Origin of the sequence: Oceanobacter sp. 3_MG-2023 (genome assembly GCF_030688925.1) — a bacterium.
Lineage (GTDB): Bacteria > Pseudomonadota > Gammaproteobacteria > Pseudomonadales > Oceanobacteraceae > Oceanobacter.
The window spans coordinates 34,894-60,164 of record NZ_JAUYVX010000015.1 but is presented as its reverse complement, the minus strand read 5'-3'; the positions used below and the strand labels follow the sequence as shown (position 1 = coordinate 60,164).

Here is a 25,271-nt window from a genome sequence, read left to right as displayed (position 1 = left end):
ATTTCTTTTGCTGCCTGGATGTAATTCTGTGAGCCACCTGGACCACATTCGTAACTTTTCCATTATCGCCCACATCGACCATGGCAAATCCACGCTGTCGGATCGGATTATTCAGATCTGTGGCGGGTTGACCAACCGTGAAATGCAGCAGCAAGTGCTCGATTCCATGGATATTGAGCGTGAGCGTGGTATTACCATCAAGGCGCAAAGCGTGACGCTGGATTATGTTGCCAAAAATGGCGAGACCTATCAGCTGAACTTTATTGATACGCCGGGACATGTTGATTTCAGCTACGAAGTGTCACGTTCATTGTTTGCCTGCGAAGGGGCCTTGCTGGTGGTGGATGCTGCCCAGGGGGTTGAAGCCCAGTCGGTTGCCAACTGTTACACCGCCATTGAGCAAGGCCTGGAAGTGCGGCCGGTTCTGAACAAGATGGATTTGCCGCAGGCCGACCCGGACAAGGTTGCCCAGGAAATAGAAGATATTATTGGGCTGGATGCTACTGAAGCGGTACGTTGCAGTGCCAAAAGCGGCCTGAACGTCGAAGATGTACTGGAAGATCTGGTGGCCCATATTCCGCCTCCGGAAGGCAATATTGATGGCCCGCTGCAAGCTCTGATCATTGACTCCTGGTTTGATTCCTACCTTGGCGTTGTGTCTCTGGTACGGGTAAAGAACGGGGTTATGCGTAAAGGCGACAAGATTCGCCTCAAGAGTACCGGCAAGGATCATCTGGTTGATGGGGTGGGCATCTTCACACCCAAGCGCCACGAAAAGAAAGAGCTGCGTACCGGTGAAGTGGGTTATATGGTTGCCGGTATCAAGGACATTCATGGGGCGCCGGTGGGGGATACCATCGTTGGAGCCAAGTTCCCGGATACGGCAGCGTTACCAGGATTCCAGAAGGTCAAACCACAGGTGTATGCCGGTTTATTCCCGGTGAGCTCGGATGACTTTGAAAGCTTCCGCGATGCGTTGGAAAAACTCTCCCTGAACGATGCTTCGCTGTTTCACGAGCCAGAAAATTCTGATGCGCTTGGGTTTGGTTTCCGCTGTGGATTCCTGGGCATGCTGCATATGGAGATTATCCAGGAGCGGCTCGAACGCGAATACGACATGGATCTGATTACCACTGCGCCAACGGTGATTTATCAGGTGGTTACCCAGAAGGGCGATATTCTGGAAGTGGATAACCCGTCCAAGCTGCCAGATATTGGCTCTATCACGGAAATGCGTGAGCCGATTGCTGAAGCCAATATTCTGGTACCACAAGAATATCTGGGTAATGTGATCTCGCTGTGTATCGACAAGCGTGGCGTGCAGCTGGATATGCAATACACCGGCAGCCAGGTAGCATTGAAGTACGAATTGCCAATGGGTGAAGTGGTGATGGACTTCTTTGACCGCCTGAAGTCGGCCAGTCGTGGCTTTGCTTCGCTGGATTATAACTTCAGTCGTTTTGAAGCGGCGCCATTGGTGCGACTGGATGTGCTGGTTAATGGAGAGCGGGTGGATGCGCTGGCAGTGATTATGCACCGTGATAATGTCCGCCGTCGGGGCGCGGCCTTGACCGAAAAAATGAAAGAACTGATTCCCCGGCAGATGTTTGATGTCGCGATTCAGGCGGCGATGGGGAATCAGGTAGTTGCCCGCACCACCATCAAGGCGCTGCGTAAAAACGTGACAGCCAAGTGTTATGGCGGTGACGTCAGTCGCAAGAAAAAGCTGTTGCAGAAGCAAAAAGACGGCAAAAAGCGTATGAAACAAATAGGCAGTGTTGAAATTCCCCAGTCAGCATTTCTGGCTGTTCTCAAGGTGGATGACTAATGAAAAAGCAAGCAGGCATGTCGTTTTACTCTGTCATTATGGTCTTGGTGATGGTTGGTGTGCTGGCCAAAGCGGCCATCGCCGTTATGCCCATGTATTGGGATGACCGCATGTTGCAGCAGGTGCTGGATACCTTGCATAGTTCAAAAACCATCACGGCGACCACGTCGGTCAAAGAAGTACACAAGGTCATGGCAGCGCGTATCAGCTCCAACAACCTGAATATTACTATCGATGACATGGTAGTGATGCGCACCAAAGGCGCAGTGACCATCGACTGGACTTACGAAGTCAAAGAACATTTCATGGGCAACCTGTATGTTATTGGCCAATTTACTCATCATGAAGAATTTCAATAAGTGAATGACCCTCTGTTAAAACTTTCCCAGCGCCTGGGCTACACCTTTAAAAATGAACAACTGGTGACTTTGGCGCTTACCCACCGCAGTAAAGGTGGTACCAACAACGAGCGCCTTGAATTTCTGGGTGACTCCATTCTTAATTTTGTTGTTGCTGAAGATCTTTACCAGCGTTTTGATCAGGCTCGTGAAGGCAAACTCAGTCGCTTGCGTGCCCGCATGGTCAAGGGTAAAACCCTGGCCGACCTGGCTCGTGAATTCGACCTGGGAGATTTCCTGATTCTGGGGTCTGGTGAACTGAAAAGTGGTGGACATCGGCGCGAGTCCATTTTGGCGGATACGGTAGAGGCTCTGATTGGTGCCATCTATCTGGACGCTGGCCTGGATGCTGCGCGTCGCTGTATTCTGAGCTGGTATCAGACCCGGCTGGATGAACTGTCTCTGGAAGACCCGATCAAGGACCCCAAAACCCGCTTGCAGGAGTATCAGCAGAGCAAACACTTGCCTCTGCCCAAATACAATGTATTGGCGTTGACGGGGCCAACCAACGAGCAGATATTCAAGGTCGAAGTCCAGATTCAGGATGCCGAACCCCAGGTCGCCGAAGGTGCCAGTCGTCGGGCTGCAGAACAGGCTGCGGCGATGCAAGTACTGACCGAGCTCGGTATCCGAGAGGAAGAAAAATGACACAACGCACCGGGTTTGTTGCCATCGTCGGTCGCCCCAATGTGGGCAAGTCGACACTGCTCAATCGTATTCTTGGGCAGAAACTGTCCATTACCTCCCGCAAGCCACAAACCACTCGCCACCAGATTCTGGGTATCAAGACAGAAGAGGATGTGCAGGTGGTATATGTCGATACACCAGGCATACACCTGCATCAGGAAAAAGCCATCAACCGCTATATGAACAAGGCGGCCACAACGGCAGTAAAAGATGTTGATCTGGTTGTTATGGTCGTCGACCGGACGCGCTGGACGGAAGAAGACGACCTGGTATTACAAGCCGTCAGCCAACAGCGGGCGCCGGTGGTGCTGGTGGTCAACAAGGTCGACTTTATCAAGGATAAAGACGAAGAATTGCTGCCGTATCTGCAAACCCTGTCCGAGCGGTATGCCTTCGCCCAGATCGTTCCGCTGAGCGCCAAAACCGGCCGTAACGTCGATCGGCTGGAATCCTTGATCAACAGTTATTTGCCAGAAGCCGGGTATTTTTATCCGGAAGACCAGATTACTGATCGCAGCTCCCGCTTTCTGGCGGCAGAACTGGTGCGCGAAAAAATCATGCGTCAGCTGGGAGATGAGCTTCCTTACGCCATGACGGTTGAAATCGAAGAGTTTACCCACGACGGTCGGCTGGCAGAAATCAGCGCCCTGATTCTGGTCGAACGCTCATCGCAAAAGCGTATTGTGATCGGTGATGCTGGCTCTCGTATCAAACAAATTGGCCAGGATGCCCGTAAGGATATGGAGATTCTGTTCGACTGCAAGGTGATGCTGAACCTGTGGGTCAAGGTCAAAGCCAACTGGTCTGATGATGAGCGTGCCTTGCGTAGTTTGGGTTACGACGACCGCGTCTGATGCAAGCACTGGTGGTGTTACACCGGCAACCGGCCGGAGAATCCGGCTGGCTGCTGTCTGCCCTGTGTGAGCAAGCCGGTTTTCAGCTGTTGCTGGCTCCCCGGCGCAAAACATTACACCTGCACCAGGTTTATCAGGGGGTCTGGCAAGCCGAACAGGATTGGCCCCGATTGGTGCTGGCTGACCCTCAGCAGACGTTTTTCCTGACAGGAGAGGCGCTGTTTTGTACCGCTTACCTGAACGAGCTGTTGTTACGTCTGTTACCTCAGGGTGAATCGTTTCCTGGCTTGTATCAGCGTTATACCCATATCTTGAGGGCGCTGGCCGACGGGCAGGCAGCGGAACCCTGGTTGCGTATGTTTGAGTATCAGCTGCTGTCGGATTTGGGGCTGGGTTTTCATTGGCATCGGGATCAGACTGGCGCTGCAATCCAGGCATCGGCTTATTATGCTTTTGAAGCGCAGGCCGGGTTTGCAGTAACCCGAGATCCTGCTGGTTTCCCCGGCTCGATATTACTGGCGATTCATCAGGGCCAGTTAGGCATAACCGAACTGCGGCTGGCCAAGTGGGTATTGCGGCAGGCGTTATCGGAATGCTTGTCACGGCCGCTAAACAGTCGTCGCTTGTTTGACCTGCCTGGTCATACTGCACAGGTACAGGCACCGGATGCAGGACGCCTCGCTGCTGTTAAATTCCCCGCCGGTGATTTACCCTCTGATTGTCATTGAGCTGTTCAAAGACTGCTTGTTCAGTGACTTATCCCCTATTGATTGAGGAAATTGTTGTGATTAAAAACGGCCGTGTTCTTCTTGGCGTTAATATCGATCATATAGCCACTTTGCGGCAGGCTCGTGGTACCCGTTACCCTGACCCGGTACAGGCTGCTTTTGTGGCTGAGCAGGCCGGTGCCGATGGTATTACCATTCATCCCCGTGAAGACCGTCGTCATATCCAGACCCGCGATGTGTACGTCTTGAAAGAAACTCTGACTACGCGCATGAATCTGGAAATGGCCGTTACCGAAGCCATGTTGCAACTGGCAGAAGAAGTAGAGCCAGAATGTGTTTGTCTTGTGCCAGAAAAGAGAGAAGAACTGACCACGGAAGGTGGCCTGGATGTGGTGGGGCAAGAAGCCCAAATCCGGAAAGCCGTGGCCCGTTTGCAACAGGTCGGCAGTGTGGTGTCCTTGTTTATCGACCCGGATACCGCCCAGATTGACGCTGCGGTTCGCACAGGAGCCCCTGTGATTGAGTTGCACACCGGTCGTTATGCCGATGCCTCTGCCGCTGTGGTTGATGAAGAGCTGCAGCGGATTCAGGAAGCGGCGCGTTATGCTCATGGCTGTGGATTGGTGGTTAATGCCGGACATGGCCTGAACTACCACAATGTGGAGCCAATCGCGGCTATTGCTGAAATCAATGAATTGAATATCGGCCATGGGATTGTTGCCCAGGCGCTGTTTGTTGGTATGGAACGAGCGGTTGCCGAGATGCGTCGCTTGTTGGCTGCTGCTTCAGCGTGATGCCAGACAGCCTGCCCGTTGGCCAGTCAGCGGTGGTTGGTGTCGGCACGGATATCCTTCAGGTGGAGCGTATCGGGCTGGTCTTTCGCCGTAATGGTGAGCGATTGGTGACGCGTATCCTGACGCCGGCGGAGCAGGCCTTGTGGCGACAACGTGGTGGCACGGTGAACTTCCTTGCCAAGCAGTTTGCCGCCAAGGAAGCCCTCGCCAAGGCGCTGGGTACCGGGATTGCCAAAGGAGTGGGGTTCCAGCAGCTGGAGGTGTTGCGGAGTGCTGCAGGGGCACCGCGCGTGTCACTCTACGGCGCGGCCGCCGACCGCTTGCAACAGCTGGGAGGCAAACAGGCCTGGGTCAGCTTGTCGGATGAGGAAGCGCTGGTATTGGCATTTGCGGTGCTGTCCCGTTAATCCAGACAGTGGGTTGGGGTTTCGGTGATTTAATCCCGGTTACTGTTACTGAGGTCGCTGCGCCAGTCGTGCTGATCTGCCCATTGTTGCAGTTTTTCAGCGCTTTCAATCATCGCTCGCAACCGTCCTGGCAAGTGACTGTGTTGTTTGCATTTGAGTGCTGTCTCAAGCGCATCAAGATCATGTCGCAGGGCCGGTATGCCGCAATAACGTGAGGCGCCATGCAGACGGTGCACTGCCGCCTGCAAATCTTCCAGTGCTTCTTCTTCCCACAGTGTGCGGATGTTCATGATCTCTTTGGGTAATGATGTCAGTAGCATTTCCATCATGTCACACGCCAGGCCAGGTTTGCCGCTGGCACAGCGCAAGGCCAGCTCCAGCGAAAACAGACAGGGCTGATCGGTTTGCTCACCTTGCTGTCGGTTATCGGCGCTTGTTTCTGCCGCTGTTTGCATCGGCTCCGTCGGTGGCATATACCCTGTCCAGCGATGAATGCACTGCACCAGCTGATCCATGGAGATCGGTTTGGTTTGATAGTCGTTCATACCATTATTGAGCAGTTGCTGGCGTTCATCGGCCATGGCGTGAGCGGTGAGGGCAATGACAGGAATACTTTGTTTGTTTGGTAACAAACGAATTTTGCGGGTGGCTTCCAGGCCATTCATCCCCGGCATCTGAATATCCATAAACACAAGATCAATAGATTGCTGCTGGATAATCTGGATGGCCTCCTGGCCAGAGGAGGCACCATAAGTGGGTAAGCCAAGCTCTCTCAGTAGTGTGACCACCAAACGTAAATTGGCTTCATTATCGTCGACTGCCAGCACGTGTGGAGGTAGGCCACTGGCCTGGTTGAGTTGATGCAGGGCCGTGGAGGGTTCGTCCTCTACGGACTCACCCTTCAGGATGCTGGCCAGTAGCGCGTGCAGTTTGCGGCTGCTGAATGGCCGGGTCATACAGGCGAATGCACCAATGCGGCGGAACTGATCTTGCTGGTCGTGATCGAGGCTGTCTATCAGGGTAATAATCGGAACATCATAGGGCAGCAGTTGCCGGGTAATTTGCTGGTATAAATTGTTGTTCAGGTGATCATGATCGACGGTGATAATAATGACATCCGGTCGATTGCCTTGAGCCTGTAGCCGTTGCTCCAGTTCCGGGATGGAGGAGCAGGGAGTACCAACCAGTTGCCATTCCTTGAGCAAAATACACAGGTTGCGGTTACTACCCGGATGTTCATCCAGTACCGCGATCTGGCCCGGTTTCAGGCTGCACAGCGGTGGCGGCGGGTTCTGGTCGATATCCGCACTGACGTAAAAACTGAACTCGGACCCCTCGCCTGGTTTGCTACTGACACTGATATCACCATGCATGGACTGCACCAACGCGCGTGAGATAATCAGCCCCAGCCCGGTGCCGCCAAACTGGCGGGCGGTGCTGGCATCGGCCTGGCTAAAAGCACTGAACAAGCGTTTCTGCTGCTCCGCTGACATGCCGATACCGGTATCCTTGATGGTAATACTGATGTTGGCCTGACTGTCGCGCACATTAATCAGACTGATATCAACGGCGACTGAGCCGGACGGGGTGAACTTGATGGCGTTCCCCACCAGGTTGGTCAGCACCTGCTTCAGGCGTAATTCATCGCTGAGCAGTTGGCAGGGGACGTCGTCCGCGATCGAGAGAGACAGTGCCAGCCGTTTGTTGATGGCGTCAGGCGTCAGGGCAATCAGTACATCCTCGGTGAGCTCCCTGAGGTTGACCGGATTGTGCTCGATGATCAACTTGCCTGCTTCGAGTTTGGAAAGGTCGAGAATATCGTTAATGATGCGCATCAGGTCATCGGATGATTTGCGCATCGTGTCGATATAATCACTTTGTCGTTCACTGAGGGTGGTGCGCTCCATCAGTTGTACGTAGCCTTTAATCCCTGTCAGCGGGGTACGTAGTTCATGGCTGACATTGGCAAGGAATTCGGATTTCAGGCGACTGGCTGCTTGAGCCTCTTGCTGGTCGAGCTGTAACTGGCGGTTACGGATTTCAAGGTCATCCATGGTTTCCAGTATGTCGCGCGTTGCTTCTTCGATCTGGCGCTGCTGCTCGACCGCGTTCTGATGCAGACCGGCGGCAAGACTGTTGATCGCACTGGCCATCTCACCCATCTCGCCACCTTCTTCAACCCGCACCCTGACTTCATGTTTGCCTTCTTCCAGTGAGCGGATTGCTTGCAGGATGCTGGTAATGGGGCGGGAAATCAGGCGGCTGATATAAGCTGCCGAGATAAAACCGCAGATCAGCGCAAACAGAATAATCAGTATTGAGGAGGCGGCGTAATGGTAGCGCTGCAGGCGAGTGTTGTTGGATGATAATTCCAGCTCTGCCCATCCCAGTAACTTGGGTTCGGCCACCTGCTCGGCAAAAAACTGGGTGGATACCTGATCCGAAATAACCAGATTCTGTGCCAGTACCGGAGTACGTACCCGTACCGACTCGCTGGTATGCATCAGATGTAATTGACCGCGCTTCAGTGTGGAATCGGACAGCTGGTGGCTGATCATTCGCGGCCCAGCGTGGGCCATCAATTCCATATCCTGGTTATAGATACTGACGGAACGAACGTCGGGCTCTTCCAGCATGTTATTGGCAATATTTTGCAGAATGGCCACATTGCCAATGGTGACGCCATATTCGCAGACCGGCGCCAGCTGTTTGGCCATGGCCAGTGCGCGTTGATCGAGCAAATCATTGAGGTCGCGGAAACGCTGGCTGATAAAATAACCGCCAAGAGTGACAGAGGCGATCAGGACAGGCACCAGCCCCATTAATAACGCGCGCTTTTGAATCTTCCAGGTTTTCATGGTGTTCGCCAGACAACCTGAACCAGCAGGTCGATAAATGAACCTGAAGAGTACTGAGTAATAGCGCTATACGCAATCTTCGAACATCTGCCTGGCGCAGGTTGACGGTAATCACAATGGCTACTTGCATTGGTGCGAAGACAAGTGAGGGCTATATGGAAATCAGTAATTGTTATTAACGAATTATTCAGCCAACACGTACTATATCGCGTATTTGGTTATATGAATAACAGGCAAGGTGACGACGGTGATAAACCAATCCGATTGTAACTACCCAACCATTGCAGATTGCATTGGTCATACGCCGTTGGTACGGCTGCAGCGTATGGGGATCAACAGCAAGGGTAATCAGATACTACTGAAGCTGGAAGGTAATAACCCGGCCGGTTCGGTTAAAGACCGGCCAGCACTGTCGATGATCCGGCTGGCTGAGCAGCAGGGTGATATCCAGCCTGGAGATACACTGATTGAAGCGACCAGCGGTAATACTGGCATTGCGCTGGCGATGGCCGCGGCAATGATGGGGTATCGCATCATTCTTATCATGCCAGACACCAGTACCATGGAGCGGCGCTGGGCCATGCAAGCCTATGGGGCGGAACTGATCCTGGTCAGTAATGGGATGGAAGGCGCTCGTGATCTGGCCCTGGCGATGGAGGCCGAAGGTCAGGGCAAGGTGCTGAACCAGTTTGGCAACCTGGCCAACCCGGAGGCGCATTATGTCGGTACGGGGCCGGAAATCTGGCAGCAGACTGGTGGGCGAGTCACTCATTTTGTCAGCTCGATGGGAACAACCGGTACCATCATGGGCATCTCGCGCTACCTCAAGGAGCAAAACCCGAATGTATGTGTTGTCGGTTTGCAGCCGGCAGATAACGCCTCCATCCCGGGAATCCGGCGTTGGCCGGAAGAGTATTTGCCTACCATTTTTGAGCGGCAGCGGGTCGATCAAATCCTTGATATCGGCCAGCAAGAGGCTGAAAACACCATGCGACAATTGGCCCGGGAAGAAGGCATTTTTTGTGGCGTGTCGTCCGGTGGTGCGGTATACGCTGCGTTGCAGTTGGCGTTACAGCTAGAGGACGCCACGATTGTAGCGATCGTCTGTGACCGGGGTGATCGTTATTTGTCGTCCGGGATTTTTGCGCCCGAGCAGGAATAAACCCGGAAATAGCCACCAATCCGGTCGTGACAGGGCTTCAGGGTTGCAATCCCGCTGAGAGTACCAATACTGTGCGCCGTTACCGCCAGCGGAGCTATATCCAGCTGGCATTTGCTCAGGAGATACGGGTGGCTACGGCAAAAACCTTGCAGCTGAATATAGATAACATGACATCGGATGGACAAGGGGTCGCACGCCTTGGTCGCGATGTCTATTTTGTACCGGGCGCCTTGCCTGGAGAACAGGTGACTGCCCGCCTGGATGGTCGCCGCAAAAAAGTCTGGATGACCAAGCTGACCACGATCGACACCATGTCCCCCGACCGGGTGACACCAGCCTGCCCACACTACCAGCGTTGTGGTGGCTGCGACTTGCAGCATCTGTCATACCCCGCCCAGGTTACTTTCAAGCAGCAACGTGTTGAGCGCGAGTTCAGTCGACAGGGTCTGATCGTGCCTGAATGGACCACACCGATTACCGCGGAACCGTGGGGCTATCGACGCAAGGCCCGCCTGGGCGTGCGTTTCAGTAAAAACAAGCAGCGTAACTTTCTTGGCTTTCGTGAAGCCGCTTCCGAACATCTGACCAATATTGATCGTTGCCCAGTGTTACCAGCCTTACCGGCATTGGATTGGAGTCGTTGGCGTGAGTGTATTTCGACCTTGCAAGGCCGGGATCATATTACCCAGATTGAAGTGGTGGCGGCAGATAGCGCGCTGGCACTGGTGTTCCGCATCCTCAAGCCGCTGTCATTGGCTGACCAGAAAATCTTGTGTGCCCAGGCCGAAGCCTTGACGGGGGATTCGTTATTACAGCTATGGCTGAATCCGGGGCGTGATGAGCCATCGGTGTGCATTTTTCCCGACCAGCCGGTCGATCTGGTTCATTTTGTCGATGAGCAGCCATTAAAAATGCAACTGAGCGACTTTTTTCAGGTCAATGGCCCGGTTAATCGGGCAATGGTGCAACAGGCTTTGGACTGGCTGCAGCCCCAATCTGAGGACGTCATCTGGGATTTGTTTGCCGGACACGGCAATTTCAGTATGCCGCTGGCGCGGCGTAGCCAACAGGTCTGTGCTGTCGAGGTGCAAGAGAGCATGATTGGCAGTTTGCAGCGTCAGGCAGAGTCTCTGGCGCTGTCTTTGCATGCGATTGAAGCCGATTTATCAAATACTGGCGTGCTGGCTCACCTGCCGGCCCCCGACAAAGTGCTGCTGGATCCGCCACGAGCAGGTGCGGCAGCCCTTATGCAAGAATTGAACACCCGTCAGGTATCGCAGGTACTTTACGTGTCTTGTGACGCTGCGACCCTTGCGCGGGACTTGAGTACGCTGGTGGCTGGTGGCTACCAGATAGAAAAGGCAGGAATTATGGATATGTTTCCCCAGACGCATCATGTCGAAACCATGGTGCTGCTCCGCTATAAGGACAAGCGTCGTGGTTAAGGTAAGAGAAGATCTTCCTCTTTGGCACGATGGTTCCCTGGACGCTGAACGCTGGTTGGAGCGGGCCGCCCAGAGATATGAAATCCGCGATCCTGATGTGTTGTTAAAAGCACTGCAGCTGGCCAAGCAGTTGTCCGATGAAGCCATTGCCAACCAGACCTACTGGTCGGTCGACAGTGTGCAGATGGGCATTGAAATGGCTCAACTGTTGATGGATCTGCGACTGGACACCGAATCGCTGGTGGCAGCTATTCTGTACCGTGCGGTACGGGAAGGGCGCTTGTCGCTGCCACGCGTCGAACGTGACTTTGGTGGCACGGTGGCCAAGTTGATTGAAGGCGTGCTGCGCATGGCCGCCATCAGTGCCATTCAGAACTCAACCGATGATGTGGTGCTGGGCCAGCGTGAAGCCCAGGTTGATAACCTGCGCAAAATGCTGGTGGCCATGATTGATGATGTCCGGGTGGCACTGATCAAACTGGCAGAACGCACCTCGGCCATCCGTGCCGTCAAGGATGCACCACCGGACCGGCGTCAGAAAGTGGCCGAAGAAGTGTTTAATATTTATGCGCCACTGGCTCACCGGTTAGGGATTGGTCATCTTAAATGGGAGCTGGAAGACCTGGCGTTTCGCTATCTGCAGCCGGACTCCTATAAACAGATTGCCAGTTTGCTGGATGAAAAACGGATTGCCCGGCAAGACTATATTGAAGATGTCGTGCAGCGCCTGCGGGAAGAATTACTGGATTACGGTATCCGTTGTGATGTGTATGGCCGGGTCAAGCACATCTACAGTATCTGGCGCAAAATGAGCCGCAAGAATCTCGACTTCTCGCAGATCTATGACATTCGGGCTGTCCGGATTCTGGTACCGGAACGACGCGACTGTTACGCCGCTCTCGGCACAGTGCATACGCTCTGGCGTCATATTCCCAATGAATTTGATGACTACATCGCCAACCCGAAAGAAAACGGCTATCGCTCTTTGCATACGGCGGTGATTGGTCCGGAAGGCAAGATTCTGGAAGTGCAGATTCGTACTCATGAAATGCACGAAGACGCCGAGTTGGGAGTCTGCGCCCACTGGCTATACAAGGGCACGGACACCAACGGCAAGGATAACGGCTACGAACAGAAAATTACCTGGCTGCGTCAGGTACTGGAATGGCACGAAGAACTGGATGATCTGCCCGAGCTGGCGCAGGCCTTGCGCAGTGATATCAACCCGGACCGTATCTACGTGTTTACGCCGAGTGGCCATGTGGTGGATTTACCGCCCAATGCGACCCCGGTGGATTTTGCCTATCGGGTACATACCGAAGTGGGTAACAAGTGTCGTGGTGCCAAGGTCAACGGCCGGATTGTGCCCCTGACCTACACCCTTAAAACCGGTGAGCAGATCGAGATTCTGACCCATCCCGACGCCAACCCCAGCCGTGACTGGCTGTATGTCGAATCCGGCTATATCCACACCAACAGAGCCAGAGCCAAGGTGGCGCACTGGTTCAAGTTGCAGGCCAGGGATCAGAACATCGAAGAAGGCCGTGCGCTGGTGTTACGGGAACTGGATCGCATGGATCTGGCGCAAGAGCCACTGCATGACATCGCCCAGAAAATGAACATGAAATCGATAGATGACATGTTTGCCGCCGTGGGTGCCGGTGATATGCGTGTTGGCCAAATAGTGAACGCTGTCTTGCGGCAGACCGATGCAGGCCAGTCACAGCAAGAATTACCCCTTATCCGCAAAGCATTGGAAGCAACCGTCAAACCGGGTAAGGATGATATTTACATCGAAGGCGTTGGCAATCTGCTGACCCAGATGGCGCAGTGTTGCCAGCCGCTGCCCGGTGATGATATCCGGGGCTACGTTACCATGGGGCGAGGAGTGACCGTGCATCGCAGCGATTGTGAAAACCTGCTGCATCTGGAAGCAATCGAACCCAGCCGAGTGCTGCAAGTTACCTGGGGCGTCAAACCGACCCGCACCTATCCGGTCGAGTTATCGATCCTGGCGTATGACCGTACGGGTCTGCTACGGGACGTCAGTGCGGTGCTGGCCAATGAACGGGTCAACGTCGTCGGTGTTACCACCCAGTCAAACCAGGGGGACAATACCGCCAGCATGCAGCTGATGGTCGAGGTTGAAAGTCTGGAAAATCTGGGTCGCCTGATGAACAAGGTTGAACAACTGCCCAATATTATGTCAGCGCGGCGTATTCGCGGAGAGAAATCCTGATGTATCAACTGGAAGACCTGGTCACCCTGATGGCCCGTTTGCGTCACCCGCAAACCGGTTGTCCCTGGGATCTGCAACAGGATTTCGCCAGTATTGTGCCGCACACACTGGAAGAAGCCTACGAAGTAGCCGATGCCATTGAACGTCAGGACTGGCCACACCTTGAAGAAGAGCTGGGTGATTTGTTGTTTCAGGTGATTTTTTACGGGCAGTTAGGGGTTGAAAAACAGTATTTTTCCCTTGCTAGCATTATCGACCGCCTGGTGGCCAAACTGATCCGTCGCCATCCTCATGTGTTTCCTGAAGGGACCCTGGAGAGTGAACGGGAGGCTGGGCTTGCTCCACAGGAAGTGGATATCAGCCGTCAATGGGAAGCCATTAAAACAGCCGAGAAAGCAGCCAAATCACAACAGCCAGATCGATTGCTGGATTCGGTTCCGGCGAATCTGCCGGGGCTTACCCGGGCAGTCAAACTGCAGAAAAAAACCGCGACGGTCGGTTTTGACTGGCAAGACCCACAAGCGGTCATGGATAAAATCCGTGAAGAACTGGAAGAAGTAAGCGTGGAAGTGGAGGCCAATGATCGTCAGCGTCTGGAGTCTGAAATTGGCGACTTGCTGTTTGCGGTAACCAATCTGGCGCGTCATTACCAAATTGACCCGGAAGTGGCCATTCGTGGTACCAACCAGCGTTTCAGTCAGCGTTTTGCCGTGGTTGAAGAACGGGCACTGGCGGCTGGTGGCTGGCAGCAGGCCACACTCAGCGATATGGAAGCATCCTGGCAAATCGCCAAACAGCAGGAAAAACAACAGGCCGATTGACACAGTCGCTTATCCGCCCTGTTGTTGATCTGCTATTGTCCCGGGGTTTGTTTTTAATGCTGGCCGGGATCCATCCTGGCCAGATGTTTACGGCTTAACGCCAGAAAGGTCGGTGTTGGGCCGATATCCTCATAGAGCGGAAATCCTTCTTCGTCCCGTGCAACAATCGTGTTGCCAGCGACATAAGGAAAACCGCTGGTCAGATCGTTTAATGCCGCCTGTACCAGGTCTGCCAGTAATCGCTCTCGCGACAGACCGGGAAACATATCCAGTAACGCCTCCACCCGGGCGGCATCCTTGATGTTGAGTGAAACGGGATAGTGGTGCTCAGCCACCGGGTCGCCATATTCCTGCTGCCAGTGAGCCATCAAAGCTGACGCTTTCATATTAATCTCCTTTCACAAGGTCCCTTTATTTTGGTATGAATTACAGGGATGGTTCAGAAAATTTATGGATATCACGGGGCAACCTGAGCAGCACAAGACCACTGCCAGCTCTGTCGCGTCACTATTGGACGTCAAACCGATCAGTCAGGAGGGAGCGTGATGAGCGAACTGGATCCACTATTACGAGACAAGGTAAAAATGCTTGGCACCATGCTGGGCAAGACCATTCAGGCCAGTCAGGGCAGTGATGTACTGGACTCGATTGAATCGATACGCCAGCAGGCCAAGCGAGCTCGCCAGGGGAACCCGGCAGAACGGGAGCAGTTGCTGCAAACCCTGAAAAACCTGCCTGAAAAAAACCTGCTGCCGGTTGTACGGGGATTTAACCAGTTTCTTAACCTCGCCAATATTGCCGACCAGCAACATGGCAGCAGCTGGCGTCGGGCCGGAGAGTTATCGCCTGGTCTGGATACCATGTTTCCGGATCTGCTCGAACGGCTTGAGGCCGCCGGGGTCAAGGCCGACGGCCTGAGTGAGCGTATCGCCGACCTCAATATTGAACTGGTATTAACGGCCCATCCTACCGAAATCACGCGTCGTACCCTGATTCAGAAATACGACACCATCACCAGTTTGCTACAGCAGCGTGATGATTTGCATGACCAGCATCCACTGCTGCAGGAACTGGATCAACGTCTGGCGAGATTGATCGAAGAAGTCTGGCATACCAATGAAATCCGCAAGACCCGGCCAACTGCCATTGATGAAGCCCGCTGGGGGTTTGCTGTGGTGGAAAACTCGCTTTGGGCAGCGGTGCCGAAAATGATGCGTGACCTCGACCAGCAGCTATTGGCACATGGTGGCAAGGTACTGCCGCTGGATTCTGCGCCGGTACGATTTGCTTCCTGGATGGGCGGTGATCGTGATGGCAACCCTAATGTAACGGCACCAGTAACACGGGAAGTACTCTACCTGGCGCGTTGGATGGCGGCCGACCTGTATTTACGCGACATCGATAAACTGGGGAACCAACTGTCGATGATGGCAGCGTCAGAGGAGCTTTTGCAGGCCTTTCCACAAGACCCTGACGAACCTTACCGGGCCTGTTTGCACGTCTTGCGCTCGCGACTGGAAGATACCAAACAGTGGGCAACAGACTGCATTCAGCAGCAGGAAACCAGTGGTAATCCCCTGACCCGGGATGAAGAACTGCTGGAACCGTTAACCCTGTGTTACCGCAGCTTGCTCGAGAACGGCATGGAGACCATTGCCGATGGCCAGCTGCTCGATACCATTCGCCGTGTGGCTTGTTTCGGGGTCTCACTGGTGCGACTCGATGTACGGCAGGAGTCATCCCGTCATGCCGGAGTGATGCAGGCCATTTGCCAGTATTACGGCTGGGGTGATTACCTCAGTTGGAACGAAGACGAAAAACAGGCGTTTTTACTGCGTGAGCTGGCTTCCCGGCGACCGCTGGTGCCCAAGCACTGGCAACCGTCCGCAGATGTGCAGGAGGTGCTGGATACCGTGGCAGTACTGGCGACCGAAGCCGGTGAAGGGGTGTCGTGCTACATTATCTCGATGGCCAGCGAGCCTTCGGATATCCTTGCCGTGATCCTGCTGCTACAGGACGCCGGCGTGCGGGCGCATTTTCCGGTGGTACCGCTGTTCGAAACCCTGGGCGACCTGCAACAGGCATCGTTACGCATGAGCAAGCTGTGGGCGGTGGACTGGTATCGCGACTATTGTCAGCACCGTCAGCAAGTGATGATTGGCTATTCGGATTCATCCAAGGATGCCGGTCAGCTGGCGGCGGTTTGGGCGCAGTATCAGGCTCAGGAAGCCTTGACCCGGACTGCCAGTGACGCCGGGATCTCTCTGACCCTGTTTCATGGCCGTGGTGGTACCGTTGGCCGCGGAGGTGGTCCGGCGCATCGGGCGATTCTGGCCCAGCCGCCGGGGTCTGTTGCCGGTGGCTTGCGGGTGACGGAACAGGGTGAAATGATTCGTTTCAAGTTTGGCCAGCCAGACGTTGCACGGCGTAACCTGAAGATCTATGTGTCGGCGGTATTGGAAGCCAATTTGCTGCCACCTGAGCCTGCGCGGGATGAATGGCGGGCACAAATGACCCGATTGGCCGAGCGAGGCGTGGCATCGTATCGGGCGATGGTGCGCGATACGCCGGAATTCGTACGCTACTTTCGTAGCGCCACACCGGAACCGGAGCTGGGAAAACTGGCTCTGGGCAGTCGTCCGGCCCGCCGTAAAGCCGGTGGCGGTATCGAAACCTTGCGGGCTATTCCCTGGATTTTTGCCTGGACCCAGATGCGGCTGATGCTACCGGCCTGGTTAGGGTCGGATGACGCATTGGATGACTGCCAACAACGGGGAGAGTTACCGGTTTTGCAGGGCATGTACCGGGATTGGCCTTTCTTTCGTACCTATATCGATATGCTGGAGATGGTCGTTTCCAAAGCCGACAGTGCAATCGCCGAGTATTATGAATCACGTCTGGTTGAGCCAGGCTTGCAGCCACTGGGAGAGCAACTGCGTCAGCGGCTGGATAACGTCAAGGCGCGGGTACTGGCCATCAATGGCCAGCAGGCATTGCTCGACAGTCAGCCGGTATTGCGTGATTCCATGACGGTACGTGATCCATATACCGACCCGTTACACTATTTGCAGGTGGAATTGTTATATCGTGAGCGGCGACATCCGGAAATGATCAATCCGGAAGTTGAGCAGGCTTTGATGGTCACAATGGCCGGTATTGCTGCCGGTATGAGGAATACCGGTTAAGAATAAAGTATGGCCGGTTCGATGGATCACCAGATTGCCTGCCCCTGTTTTCTGAGCAAGAAACGGGGTTTTTTGACCAAGACAAGCGGGTCAGATTGATTGATTATATACGACCTGGGGATAGCACCTCAGGTCGTAATACGCCGCGTTAAAATGATAACAATCAATGCGGTATACCAAAGTCGGGCGTTACTCCCACAGGATTTTGGTCACAATAAGTTGAGATCAGACCTGTGCCAGAGTAAGGTTACAGCTATTTTTTGGCTGGTTAAAAAATAACCATAAATTAACCAGATGGATCCAAACCAATCTAACAACGAGGGGAAGCGCATGCGCGTAATTCTTTTGGGCGCACCAGGTGCCGGCAAAGGCACTCAGGCCAAGTTCATTTGTGAAAAGTATGATATTCCACAAATTTCAACCGGTGACATGCTGCGTGCCGCAGTCAAGGCAGGTTCTGAGCTGGGCCTCAAGGTCAAGGAAATCATGGAGACCGGTGGTCTGGTTTCGGATGAAATCATTATCGGTCTGGTCAAGGAACGTATTACTCAGGAAGACTGTGTTAACGGTTTTCTGTTTGATGGATTTCCTCGCACTATTCCTCAAGCGGAAGCCATGCTGGAAGCTGGCGTGGTGATCGATCATGTCGTTGAAATCGATGTTGATGATGAAGAAATCGTCAAACGTCTGAGTGGCCGTCGTGTGCACCCAGGCTCTGGCCGTGTCTACCACGTAATCTACAATGCGCCAAAAGTGGCCGGTAAAGACGATGAAACCGGTGAAGATCTGGTACAACGTGACGACGACCAGGAAGTGACCATTCGCAAACGTTTGTCTATTTACCACGAACAAACCGAGCCGCTGGTTGCTTTCTACAAGCAACTGGAAGCCAAGCAGGATGCCAGCTCACCCAAGTACAGCCATATTCCGGGTGTAGGCTCCATGCAAGACATTACCAATACCGTGATGTCTGCGCTGGGTTAACCACCTGCCAGCCATAAAAAAGCTCCTTCGGGGGCTTTTTTTATGGCTGCTGTTTGTGCGCCGTATTTATGTCCGGTGTTTTGCCAGCGCGTCGGATTGGCTCTGCTATACTGCGCGCTTTTTACGAGAGGGCAGGGTTTGGAATGGCCAATTTGCTGATTGTTGATGCCTCGTCGGCATTATGTTCCGTCAGCCTGATTTCCGCCGCGGGTGTCCAGGATCTGACCGAAAGACAGCCCCGCCGCCATGCCCAGCGCTTGTTGCCGATGATCGATGAGGTGCTGGTAGCTGCCGCAGTGGACAAGTCAGCGCTGGATGGTTTGGCGTTTAGCCGTGGTCCGGGTTCGTTTACCGGTATTCGTATTGCCGTCAGTGTGATTCAAGGGATTGCCCTGGGTTTGAATGTGCCGGTATACGGTTTTTCTACCCTGCAACTGTTGGCGCAACAGGCGCTGACGCAGACAACAGCAGGCCGGGTGGTAACTGTGCTGGATGCTCATATGGGTGAAGTATTCTGGGCTGTGTACGAGCGTAATGGGCCGCTTTGTCGGCTGCTGGGTACTGAGCAAGTCAGTCAGCCCCGACACTGTGCCGAACAGTTGCAGGCATTGCTACAGACCCGGCAGCTTGATCCGAATGACTGTGTGATGGCTGGCAATGGTGTATCGCTGCTGGCTGCGCTGGATGATAACCCGGTCGCGCTAGCGCTGATCGAAGGGATTGAGCCTTTGAGCCACTACGCCGCAGATCAGGTCATGGCTGCCTGGCAGCAAGGGGAATTTGCTGGCATCGAGGATTTCCCCCCCGTATATTTGCGCGATTCCGTCGCATGGAAAAAACTGGACGAGCAACCAAGCCTGCTCAAACGCTGAGGAACCAATCGTGGGAATTTTTGAAACTGTTGTCTTGGCAATTCTGCAAGGGATTACCGAGTTTTTACCGATCTCCAGCTCGGCTCACCTGATTTTACCCTCACAGGTGTTCGGTTGGCCGGATCAGGGACTGGCGTTTGATGTCGCGGTGCATTTTGGCACCTTGCTGGCGGTTGTCTGGTATTTCCGCAATGAGCTGCAACGCATGATTGTCGGTTGGGTCACGACCGGGTTTAGCCGCACCCCCAATGAAGACGGTCGCTTGTCCTGGATGGTGGCGATTGCCACGGTACCGGCGGTGATTGTTGGCTTGCTGGGTGAGAGTTTTATTGAAGCCAACCTGCGCTCGACCATGGTGATTGCAACCACGACAATCCTCTTTGGTGTGGTACTGGGGCTGTCGGACCGCTGTCAGTCACGCCGTCATAGCCTGGTCGAGATGACCGTTGCCCTGGCTCTGATTATCGGGGTGGCTCAGGCGCTGGCACTGATTCCAGGGACTTCGCGTTCTGGTATCACCATGACAGCGGCGCTGTTTTTGGGTTTTCATCGCCTGGATGCGGCCCGTTTTTCCTTCCTGTTGTCGGTCCCGCTGATTTTGGCAGCATCCGGCCTCAAAGTGGTGGAGCTGATTCAGGCTGCCGATGGAGTGGACTGGTTTAGCCTGTTGCTGGGGATGGCGGTGTCGGGCATCAGCGCCTGGGCGGGGATTCACTACTTCCTGCAGCTGGTCGACAAGCTGGGTATGCTGCCGTTTGTGATTTACCGCTTGTTGCTGGGTGCGATGCTGTTTCTGTTTTTTGTCTGAGTGGCAGCACCATGGCTGAGTTGATTTGTTTGGCGCCAGAGTATGCGGCTGAAGCAGCGGTATGGTCTGAACGTTATGGCCTGACGGCGGCCACTGTGGAGCGGCTGCAGCAGCCCGGTTTTCATTTGTGCCTGGGTGGCGATGGCTTGTCGCTGCGAGAAGGTGCAGGTGGCAAGGCGGTGGTGCGAGTTGATTTTGCGGCCGGTGCTACGGCGCATCGTCGCCGTTTTGGTGGCGGGCTGGGTCAGGATATCGCCAAAGCGGTTGGCGTTTCCGGGGCTTATCAGCCAAGTGTTATCGATGCAACCGCCGGCTTGGGACGCGACAGCTTTGTGCTGGCAACACTGGGCTGCCAGGTGGTTGCCCATGAACGGCAACCGGTCGTGGCGGCCTTGCTGGACGATGGGTTGATACGTGGTCGACAAGATGTTGAAGCCGGGGAAATTGTGCGCCGTATCCGTTTTTCGTTTGGCTCCAGCCATACGTTACTGATCCCGGAAGCGGAGATGGCACGTCGGCCGGATGTGGTCTATCTCGACCCTATGTTTGGCGAGGATGCCAAGGGGTCGGCCCAGGTTAAAAAAGACATGCAGGCATTCCGGTTGCTGGTGGGTGGTGATGCGGATGCCGATGAGTTACTCGATGCTGCGTTACAAGCGGCGCGTTGCCGGGTGGTGGTAAAGCGGGGCCGCAAGGCGGCACCGCTGGCCAATCGTGCTCCTTCCTATGCCCTGACGGGCAAGTCCAATCGCTTCGATGTGTATGTGTTGGCGAAAGTGGCGCCATTGGCTGAGTAAGCTTCTGGCGCTTGTATATGATCGGTTTCTGTCTATATACAGCGCAGGATGCTGTGACGCATGGGGCCGTCTAGCGCCTGTTCGAGCTGCTCGGTCAATGTGACCAGGGCTTCACCAAATACCAGTACCCCATGGTTGTCTTGTCGGGTCAGAATCTGCTGTTCCAGTAGCTCTGCAACCAGAGTCCGGAACAAGCTGGTATCAAAGAACTCGGGGGCATTCAGGCCATGTAGCAAGCTGATTCGCTGAGCAATCAGTGAGCATTGCCGCTCCAGCTGCTCTGCCGTCAGGGTAGCGGACCGCCGCTGACGCAGCAGGGCCAGTGTCAGGTAATAACGTTCCAGGGTTGGCATCATCAGGGTTGCCAGTGCCGTGAGTTCGGTATAACTGGCTTCACGGTCATCCACGGCGCAATAGTGATGGTTGCTGCATTCGAGATAGTCGGCCTGGCACAAGGTGTCGAGCCAGTCGTTAATCACTGTTTCCAGTTGTGCCTTTGACCAGGGTAAAAACAGCTCGGCCTGCAAATAGGGGTAAAGGGTCAGCACCAGAGCGTGTAATTGTTTGGCCTGGTGTGGCTGGCGGTGCACCAGCAGGCAACTCAGTACCGACGGGATGGCCAAGAGGTGTAAGACGTTATTGCGATAGTAGGTCAGGGCGATCGCGCGGCGATCGTCGGCGTATATCAGGTCGCCCATGCTGTGGCTCTGGCGCTGGATGCTGCCAAGTGTCTCGGCTTGCTGAATCCAGTCGCTGGCACTGCCTTCTGTTACCTGGGTACGATTGCTGAGTGGTTGTTGCCGAATCAGGGCTGCCCAGTTTTCCAGTCGCTGGATCAGGACGCTTTCTTCCATGGCTTCACGAGGGCTGGTCAGTAGTGCCATGGCGACCAGGTTGATGGGGTTGACGGAGGTAGCCTGATTGATACCTGTGACGATACGCCGGGCCAGTTGATCGACCACTGGCCGTGCCCAGTCCGGGCGGTAATGATGATCGGCAGCAGTCTGTTGACGCCAGTCGGGGTACTGCTGGTTCAGGAATTCGGTCAGGTAGATCGGTTCGCCGAAAGTAACCTGCACCTTGCCAAAATGGCGTCGAAAGGACTTCAGTGTGGCGAAAACACCAAGCAGGCTTTCTTGCCGTTTTTTCTTGCCATTCAGTTCTTTCTGGTAGCTGCCTGCTTCAAAGACTTTTTCGTAGCCCAGATACACGGGCATAAAGAGAATGGGTTTGCGGCAGTCACGCAGATAGCTGCGCACCGTCATGGCCAGCATGCCGGCTTTGGGCTGCAGGGTTCGACCAGTCCGGCTGCGGCCTCCTTCAACAAAATACTCGGCTGCATAACCCCGGGTAAAAATACTGTGTAAATACTCGTCGAACACCGCGGCATACAAGGGGTTGTCACGAAATGAACGACGCATGAAAAATGCCCCGCTTCGACGTAATATGGATCCCGCCACTGGCAGATTCAGATTGATACCAGCAGCGATTTGTGGCAGTTGCAAGCCATTGTGATACAGCACGTAAGACAACAACAGGTAGTCAATATGGCTGCGGTGACAAGGGACGTAGATGATCTCGTTATCGCGGGCGGCTGTTTTGAGCGGGTCGATATGGTTGACCTGAACGCCGTCATAAAGGGTATTCCAGACCCAGCTGAGCAGGACATCCATAAACCGCACCGTGGTATAGGAAATATTGGAGGCGATTTCGTCGGCATACTGGCGTGTTTTCTGACGCGCCTGGGGCAGGGTCAGGTTCTGTTCCTTTATCGCCTGTTCAATGGCTGTCTGCACCAGTGGGCGATTCGGAATCTGGCTGATCAGGGTACGACGGTGAGAGAGATCAGGGCCAATGACAGTGGCGGAGACCTGACGGAAATGGATACGCAGCAAGAGCGCGGTTTTACGGGCCAGGCGGTGGGGAGTGCGAGCCTTTTGCGCCAGCTGTTGCAGTGATAACGGTTGGCTGAAATGGACAAAGGTATTGCGGCCATTAAATAAAATCGCCAGCAGGGTCAGAAGACGGCCACCAAACGAGCCGCTGTTTTGCAGCCAGATACGCAGGAAAGAGCCTTCTTTTTGGGGGCCTCGGCCCCAGAAAACCCGTACAGGAACCACTTCAAGAGGACGATCCGGGTGGGCCAATTGCCATTCGGCCAGCATTTTCAGTGAATCGCAGATGACCGGTTTGCCAGCACGGTGGAAAAGGCTTCTTGAACGGCCGTAAACATGGAAAAACGATGGCAGTCCCGTCTGGTTGAGCGAGTTGGCGGCATCCAGGGGGCTGGCCCAGTTCAGCTCCTGTACTTCGCGGTCAATGACCAGGGTTTCTGAGAGCGAAGGATAAAGCAGGGCATAAACCCGCAAGGTATTGTGGGTGGCGGGTTGCTGGGCCGGGCCAATCAGGCGGGTTTTGATCAGGCTGTAAAGTAGTGCCTGCAGCCATCCAAGTGGCCGCAGTTGCCAGCGAGAGAACCGGTTCATCGATACTGTCCTTTTGTGTGATCCCTTTGGGGTGATCGGGCGGGCACAGATTAATAGTGTGGAGGTGGGGCATCATCCTGGCTGGATTTGAGGTCGCCGGTATTGGCTGCCAGTTGTTCCAGACGGCGATTCATCAGTTGCATGGCCTGACGAGCAAGGGTGAAGTCTGCCGACAGGTGGGTGATTTGCTCATTCAGGGTGTCGACGGTTTCATCCATATAGCTCAGCCGGGTTTCCAGCTCAGTAATACGGTCGAGCAGCTGCAGTGTGTCAGAACGGTGCTGATCGGGGGTCTTTGTACTACTATTCATACGGGTTTGCTCACTGTGTTGAGGGGCAATGGCTATCATATTGATTTTTTAAGGGATTTAGGATTTCATGCGGAGAGGCCCGATGGCCTCATGATCCAGAATTAAAAACAGTTTTAAACGTTAATTATAGGTATCGCAATGGTTCGTAAATTAAGTTTGGCATTACTGACAGCTGTTATTGTGTCAGTCGCTTTGTGGTTGTCGTTTCAAGGGCTGATGGATGGTGTTTCATTGCCCGCTGGTTTGGTCTTGATTGTCTTTGCCGCTGCCTTTGGCGCTGGCTTGCTGGTGGTTTCACTGGGTAATGCCAGTGTTGAACAGCCAGTCAGCAGTCGCAGCAGCACCGGCACTGTGGTGGAGGAAGATGTTGAAGATGGACGTGAACGAGGCGTAGTGAAATGGTTTAACGTCAAAAAAGGATTTGGCTTTATCACCTGGGATAACGGTGAAGATGTGTTTGTGCATTTCCGTTCGATTCGTGGTCAAGGGCATCGTTCCTTGGCAGAAGGGCAGCGAGTCAAGTTTACTGTGGTGCGAGGCGATAAAGGCCCTCAAGCCGAAGATGTCTCTGCGGTGCAGTAAGCCTGCTGATACTGCACAAAAAAAGCGGCCTTGGCCGCTTTTTTTGTGGGACCTGCCAGACCATTGGATAGAAAATACCCAAGGATGGCAGTCGAATGCCTGTTAGTCTTTGAACATCAGGCTTTTGAGCAAGCGTGGGTTGCTGACCAGCAAGTTACCGCCCTGGCGCACACGTGGTTCACCATGGATATCTGAGATCAGACAGCCTGCTTCAGAGGCGATCAGACCGCCAGCGAGCAGGCTGAATTCGTCAACGTTGCTTAATGCGGCGGCCTGGAAACGGTCGGCGGCGACATAGGCGATAGACAAGGCATTGGAACCGATATTACGCAACTCATAGGTCTTGCCCATCAGTTTCATAATACGTTCGCGCTGGACGTAGGCATCTTCACCAACACCAACGGGCTGGGTATAGCCAACGATGGCATCGGACAGATTGTTGATCTGGCCGCAGCGGATACGACGGCCACTCAGTTGGGCGCCACGTCCACGGGAAGCCGTAAACTCATCGCCATTGATTGGGTTGGTTACCACCGCATGCTCGGTTTTGCCATTGATCTGGCAGCCAACGATAATGGCAAACGCAGGGATACCGACACGGAAGTTGGCGATATCATCAATGACACAGATCTGCCAGATTGGCTGTTTCTCAACACCTGAGTTCACACCGGTTTCACGGCCGTTATAGCTGTGCTCCGGATAGGACTTTTTCAGTTCAAAGATGATGCTTTTTTCCAGACCAATGGTGCAGTCTGCAATAAACTTCGCTTTTTCCTGATCCGTACTCTGGTACGAATCGAAGCGGTCCAGTCGGCGGACCAAATCCTGACCCGCATTGCGCGCAGCGCGCAACGCCAAGTTCACCATGGGCTGCATTGCGATAACTATCTCTTAAAGAACGGGGAACCGGTGATTATATCAGTACTGCTCTGGTTGGCGAAGCATGTTTTCGCTACACTTCGCGGTTTTTAGCAGTTCCTGCCACATAAATCAGACGATTGGCGGGTGCTGCGTCCAGCAAGCCA

At 54.2% G+C, this 25,271-nt stretch carries 22 protein-coding genes; 17 read left to right on the top strand and 5 right to left on the bottom strand.

Annotation, left to right across the window (positions count from 1 at the left end; translation table 11 throughout):
• Nucleotides 1-28 precede the first annotated feature (28 nt).
• The 7 genes from lepA to acpS are packed head-to-tail and all read left to right on the top strand — an operon-like array spanning nt 29 to nt 5,696.
• On the top strand, nt 29-1,828 hold the full coding sequence (lepA, locus tag Q8W32_RS13875; RefSeq protein WP_303433405.1) for a translation elongation factor 4: 1,800 nt from the start codon (nt 29-31) through the stop codon (nt 1,826-1,828).
• On the top strand, nt 1,828-2,187 hold the full coding sequence (locus tag Q8W32_RS13870; RefSeq protein ID WP_303433404.1) for a DUF4845 domain-containing protein: 360 nt from the start codon (nt 1,828-1,830) through the stop codon (nt 2,185-2,187). Before lepA ends, Q8W32_RS13870 begins: the two co-directional genes overlap by 1 nt.
• Nucleotides 2,188-2,874, top strand: a complete 687-nt coding sequence (rnc, locus tag Q8W32_RS13865; protein ID WP_303433403.1) for a ribonuclease III — start codon at nt 2,188-2,190, stop codon at nt 2,872-2,874.
• Nucleotides 2,871-3,767: a GTPase Era gene (gene era / locus Q8W32_RS13860; RefSeq protein ID WP_303433400.1), complete on the top strand. Its 897-nt coding sequence runs from the start codon at nt 2,871-2,873 to the stop codon at nt 3,765-3,767. Before rnc ends, era begins: the two co-directional genes overlap by 4 nt.
• On the top strand, nt 3,767-4,495 hold the full coding sequence (locus Q8W32_RS13855; RefSeq protein WP_305415402.1) for a DNA repair protein RecO: 729 nt from the start codon (nt 3,767-3,769) through the stop codon (nt 4,493-4,495). The genes era and Q8W32_RS13855 overlap by 1 nt, the downstream gene beginning before the upstream one ends.
• A gap of 56 nt (nt 4,496-4,551) precedes the next feature.
• Nucleotides 4,552-5,289, top strand: coding sequence for a pyridoxine 5'-phosphate synthase (gene pdxJ / locus Q8W32_RS13850; RefSeq protein ID WP_305415401.1), 738 nt, complete (start codon nt 4,552-4,554; stop codon nt 5,287-5,289).
• Nucleotides 5,289-5,696 (top strand): holo-ACP synthase, encoded by a 408-nt coding sequence (gene acpS / locus Q8W32_RS13845; RefSeq protein WP_305415400.1) that lies wholly within the window; start codon nt 5,289-5,291, stop codon nt 5,694-5,696. Before pdxJ ends, acpS begins: the two co-directional genes overlap by 1 nt.
• Nucleotides 5,697-5,725: 29 nt before the next feature.
• Here acpS and Q8W32_RS13840 read toward each other — a convergent pair whose 3' ends face one another.
• Nucleotides 5,726-8,554 carry a response regulator gene (locus tag Q8W32_RS13840; RefSeq protein ID WP_303433393.1) on the bottom strand — a complete coding sequence of 943 codons (2,829 nt, stop codon included), beginning with the start codon at nt 8,552-8,554 and terminating at the stop codon, nt 5,726-5,728.
• Nucleotides 8,555-8,804: 250 nt separating this feature from the next.
• Between Q8W32_RS13840 and cysM the strand changes: the two genes are divergently transcribed.
• The 4 genes from cysM to mazG all read left to right on the top strand — a co-directional run bounded on the left by cysM (nt 8,805) and on the right by mazG (nt 14,221).
• Nucleotides 8,805-9,716, top strand: a complete 912-nt coding sequence (gene cysM, locus Q8W32_RS13835) for a cysteine synthase CysM (protein WP_305415442.1) — start codon at nt 8,805-8,807, stop codon at nt 9,714-9,716.
• 128 nt (nt 9,717-9,844) lie between these two features.
• Nucleotides 9,845-11,161, top strand: a complete 1,317-nt coding sequence (gene rlmD, locus Q8W32_RS13830) for a 23S rRNA (uracil(1939)-C(5))-methyltransferase RlmD (protein WP_303433392.1) — start codon at nt 9,845-9,847, stop codon at nt 11,159-11,161.
• Entirely contained in the window at nt 11,154-13,400 is a 2,247-nt protein-coding gene (relA, locus tag Q8W32_RS13825; protein ID WP_303433390.1) for a GTP diphosphokinase, read from the top strand. Before rlmD ends, relA begins: the two co-directional genes overlap by 8 nt.
• Nucleotides 13,400-14,221: a nucleoside triphosphate pyrophosphohydrolase gene (gene mazG / locus Q8W32_RS13820; protein WP_303433389.1), complete on the top strand. Its 822-nt coding sequence runs from the start codon at nt 13,400-13,402 to the stop codon at nt 14,219-14,221. Before relA ends, mazG begins: the two co-directional genes overlap by 1 nt.
• 53 nt (nt 14,222-14,274) lie before the next feature.
• Here mazG and Q8W32_RS13815 read toward each other — a convergent pair whose 3' ends face one another.
• On the bottom strand, nt 14,275-14,607 hold the full coding sequence (locus Q8W32_RS13815) for a hypothetical protein (RefSeq protein WP_305415399.1): 333 nt from the start codon (nt 14,605-14,607) through the stop codon (nt 14,275-14,277).
• A 159-nt stretch (nt 14,608-14,766) separates the two neighbouring features.
• Here Q8W32_RS13815 and ppc point away from each other — a divergent pair, with 159 nt between their 5' ends.
• The 5 genes from ppc (at nt 14,767) to Q8W32_RS13790 (ending at nt 20,867) form a co-directional block, all read left to right on the top strand.
• A complete protein-coding gene (gene ppc / locus Q8W32_RS13810) occupies nt 14,767-17,406 on the top strand; it encodes a phosphoenolpyruvate carboxylase (RefSeq protein ID WP_305415398.1) in 2,640 nt (879 codons plus the stop codon).
• Nucleotides 17,407-17,736: 330 nt separating this feature from the next.
• Nucleotides 17,737-18,390, top strand: coding sequence for an adenylate kinase (gene adk, locus Q8W32_RS13805; protein ID WP_303433384.1), 654 nt, complete (start codon nt 17,737-17,739; stop codon nt 18,388-18,390).
• Nucleotides 18,391-18,533: 143 nt separating this feature from the next.
• Nucleotides 18,534-19,262 carry a tRNA (adenosine(37)-N6)-threonylcarbamoyltransferase complex dimerization subunit type 1 TsaB gene (tsaB, locus tag Q8W32_RS13800; protein WP_305415397.1) on the top strand — a complete coding sequence of 243 codons (729 nt, stop codon included), beginning with the start codon at nt 18,534-18,536 and terminating at the stop codon, nt 19,260-19,262.
• 10 nt (nt 19,263-19,272) lie between these two features.
• On the top strand, nt 19,273-20,070 hold the full coding sequence (locus Q8W32_RS13795; protein ID WP_303433380.1) for an undecaprenyl-diphosphate phosphatase: 798 nt from the start codon (nt 19,273-19,275) through the stop codon (nt 20,068-20,070).
• 11 nt (nt 20,071-20,081) lie between these two features.
• Entirely contained in the window at nt 20,082-20,867 is a 786-nt protein-coding gene (locus Q8W32_RS13790; protein ID WP_305415396.1) for a class I SAM-dependent methyltransferase, read from the top strand.
• A gap of 32 nt (nt 20,868-20,899) precedes the next feature.
• On the opposite strand, the gene plsB is transcribed toward Q8W32_RS13790, so the two are convergent.
• Both plsB and Q8W32_RS13780 read right to left on the bottom strand, forming a co-directional pair.
• A complete protein-coding gene (plsB, locus tag Q8W32_RS13785; RefSeq protein ID WP_305415395.1) occupies nt 20,900-23,353 on the bottom strand; it encodes a glycerol-3-phosphate 1-O-acyltransferase PlsB in 2,454 nt (817 codons plus the stop codon).
• Between the two features lie 50 nt (nt 23,354-23,403).
• Nucleotides 23,404-23,664: a SlyX family protein gene (locus tag Q8W32_RS13780; RefSeq protein WP_303433376.1), complete on the bottom strand. Its 261-nt coding sequence runs from the start codon at nt 23,662-23,664 to the stop codon at nt 23,404-23,406.
• A gap of 138 nt (nt 23,665-23,802) precedes the next feature.
• On the opposite strand from Q8W32_RS13780, the gene Q8W32_RS13775 reads away from it, so the two are divergent.
• Complete coding sequence (locus tag Q8W32_RS13775; RefSeq protein WP_303433375.1) at nt 23,803-24,246, top strand: cold-shock protein; 444 nt, start codon at nt 23,803-23,805, stop codon at nt 24,244-24,246.
• Between the two features lie 102 nt (nt 24,247-24,348).
• Here the strand turns inward: Q8W32_RS13775 and Q8W32_RS13770 are convergent, their stop codons facing one another.
• Entirely contained in the window at nt 24,349-25,113 is a 765-nt protein-coding gene (locus Q8W32_RS13770; protein WP_303433374.1) for an inositol monophosphatase family protein, read from the bottom strand.
• Between the last annotated feature and the right edge of the window lie 158 nt (nt 25,114-25,271).

Bases quoted from the DNA above. Each gene is read 5' to 3' on its own strand.
- adk (WP_303433384.1), top strand. From the start codon at position 17,737: ATGCGCGTAATTCTTTTGGGCGCACCAGGTGCCGGCAAAGGCACTCAG.
- Q8W32_RS13855 (WP_305415402.1), top strand. From the start codon at position 3,767: ATGCAAGCACTGGTGGTGTTACACCGGCAACCGGCCGGAGAATCCGGC.
- mazG (WP_303433389.1), top strand. From the start codon at position 13,400: ATGTATCAACTGGAAGACCTGGTCACCCTGATGGCCCGTTTGCGTCAC.
- era (WP_303433400.1), top strand. From the start codon at position 2,871: ATGACACAACGCACCGGGTTTGTTGCCATCGTCGGTCGCCCCAATGTG.
- Q8W32_RS13775 (WP_303433375.1), top strand. From the start codon at position 23,803: ATGGTTCGTAAATTAAGTTTGGCATTACTGACAGCTGTTATTGTGTCA.
- Q8W32_RS13815 (WP_305415399.1), bottom strand. From the start codon at position 14,607: ATGAAAGCGTCAGCTTTGATGGCTCACTGGCAGCAGGAATATGGCGAC.
- tsaB (WP_305415397.1), top strand. From the start codon at position 18,534: ATGGCCAATTTGCTGATTGTTGATGCCTCGTCGGCATTATGTTCCGTC.
- Q8W32_RS13870 (WP_303433404.1), top strand. From the start codon at position 1,828: ATGAAAAAGCAAGCAGGCATGTCGTTTTACTCTGTCATTATGGTCTTG.
- Q8W32_RS13840 (WP_303433393.1), bottom strand. From the start codon at position 8,554: ATGAAAACCTGGAAGATTCAAAAGCGCGCGTTATTAATGGGGCTGGTG.
- Q8W32_RS13780 (WP_303433376.1), bottom strand. From the start codon at position 23,664: ATGAATAGTAGTACAAAGACCCCCGATCAGCACCGTTCTGACACACTG.
- Q8W32_RS13790 (WP_305415396.1), top strand. From the start codon at position 20,082: ATGGCTGAGTTGATTTGTTTGGCGCCAGAGTATGCGGCTGAAGCAGCG.
- Q8W32_RS13770 (WP_303433374.1), bottom strand. From the start codon at position 25,113: ATGGTGAACTTGGCGTTGCGCGCTGCGCGCAATGCGGGTCAGGATTTG.
- acpS (WP_305415400.1), top strand. From the start codon at position 5,289: ATGCCAGACAGCCTGCCCGTTGGCCAGTCAGCGGTGGTTGGTGTCGGC.
- ppc (WP_305415398.1), top strand. From the start codon at position 14,767: ATGAGCGAACTGGATCCACTATTACGAGACAAGGTAAAAATGCTTGGC.
- plsB (WP_305415395.1), bottom strand. From the start codon at position 23,353: ATGAACCGGTTCTCTCGCTGGCAACTGCGGCCACTTGGATGGCTGCAG.